The sequence below is a fragment of the Bradyrhizobium sp. genome (assembly GCF_049586575.1).
Classification (GTDB): domain Bacteria; phylum Pseudomonadota; class Alphaproteobacteria; order Rhizobiales; family Xanthobacteraceae; genus Bradyrhizobium.
In genome coordinates this window covers 1-1,546 of the sequence record NZ_JBAVCF010000235.1, presented here as the reverse complement: position 1 = coordinate 1,546, position 1,546 = coordinate 1, and the positions used below count along the sequence as shown (strand labels likewise).

2 protein-coding genes are annotated in these 1,546 nt (G+C 60.1%); both read right to left on the bottom strand.

Features of this window, described 5'->3' with window-relative positions:
* Nucleotides 1–134: 134 nt before the first annotated feature.
* Nucleotides 135–827: a hypothetical protein gene (locus WB528_RS09055; RefSeq protein WP_423888081.1), complete on the bottom strand. Its 693-nt coding sequence runs from the start codon at nt 825–827 to the stop codon at nt 135–137.
* Complete coding sequence (locus tag WB528_RS09050) at nt 824–1,393, bottom strand: sigma-70 family RNA polymerase sigma factor (RefSeq protein ID WP_423888080.1); 570 nt, start codon at nt 1,391–1,393, stop codon at nt 824–826. Before WB528_RS09050 ends, WB528_RS09055 begins: the two co-directional genes overlap by 4 nt.
* Nucleotides 1,394–1,546 lie beyond the last annotated feature (153 nt).

Genomic DNA, 1,546 nt, shown 5'->3' with positions numbered 1-1,546 from the left:
ATCGCTTTATAGGAACTTCAAATTCAAGGCCGCCCTAGAATCAATAAGTTACTAGAGCTCCTTTGATTCCGAAGCTCGCATCGGAGGTTGCCGCGATACCGTGCGAACTTCGGAATCGGAGCTCTAGTTGCCGCTCATGGCGTTGCCACGGCAAGACTGACGATCTTCTCGCTCTGTAATCGGCTCAGGAGACCAGAGAACTCGTCCTTCGACATCGCCGAGGCGAATTGCAGACGGAACATGCCGCTTTTGCCGTCGACGATCGAGGCCTGATATTTGTCGAGCAGCGCCGTGACGTCGCTGACGCGCGCATCCGGCACAAACCGCACCAGCGCACGCGGCGAAGGCGCAGCCGAGATATTGCGCGTAATCGGTTCGTTCATGCTCAGTGAAGCGGTCTCAAACGAGGCCGGGCGATTATCGATCAGCACCGCGGCAATGATGCCGGCCTGCAAAACAAGGACAAGCGCGCCCAGCCCGGCGGACCATGCGACTGTCCGCGGCGAGAGGCTCGAGAAGAAACCCGCGAGCCACGCCGCCATGTTCCGGGACGCGCCGGGCTTGCGCGCCGGCTCCGCGTCGATCGCGGCGAACAACTTCTGCATCGCGCGCACCGACGGCGCGCCAAGGCTTTCGTTCAGATCGATGGTCCCGGCATATTCCTCGCGAATGACCGCGAACTGCCTGGCGAGTTCGGGATCACGGGCCAACGCTTCCTCGATCCGTCGGGAATCGCGTGCATTGAGCGTGCCGGCGGCATGCCAGGGCAGCAGCAATTCGATGTCGCCCGGTTCCCGCTCTGCCATTGTTCTGCTCGCAGCCATCACGGCCAGCCTCGCTCTATGCCGGCTGCTTTCAGCAGTTCGGCGAGTTTCTTGCGTGCGTAGAACAAGCGGGTCTTCACGGTATTCTCCGGTATTCCGATTATTCCAGCCACTTCTTCCACGGACTTCTCGTGGTAGTAGACGAGATCGACGATCTCCCGATGCTCGGCCGAAAGACCGCCCAAACACCGACGCAACGCGTCACTGGTATCCTTCTTCTGTACGCTTACCTCAGGATCGTCGGACGTATCCTCGATCGCGGCTGCGGCCTCGTCGTCGAGCTCGGCATCCTTCCTGCGGCGGAGCGCCGAAAGCGCCTTGAACCGCGTGATCGCCAGCAGCCAGGTTGAAACGGCGGAGCGGCCTTCGAACTTCCCGGCCTGACGCCACACATCGAGGAAAACCTCGCTGATAAGGTCTTCGGCGACCTGTTCGTTCCGGACGAGCCGTAACCCGAACCGGAACACCCTGACATGATGACGCCCATACAGGACCTGCATGGCGAGCCGGTCGCCTTCAGCGATCCGAGCGATCAGGACGTCGTCCGTAGCCGCCTGTGTCGCACTCAATGGCCGTCTCGCAAGGTTGGTCGGATGTGCATGGGGGGTGGTTCGATTGGAAAGGCAAGATTTTTCAAAGTATAGCAATCGCCGGCCTGAAACTGTGATCTGCCGCACAGAAAAGCCGGCCAAAAACGGTATCGCAGCAAGGTATCATAATAC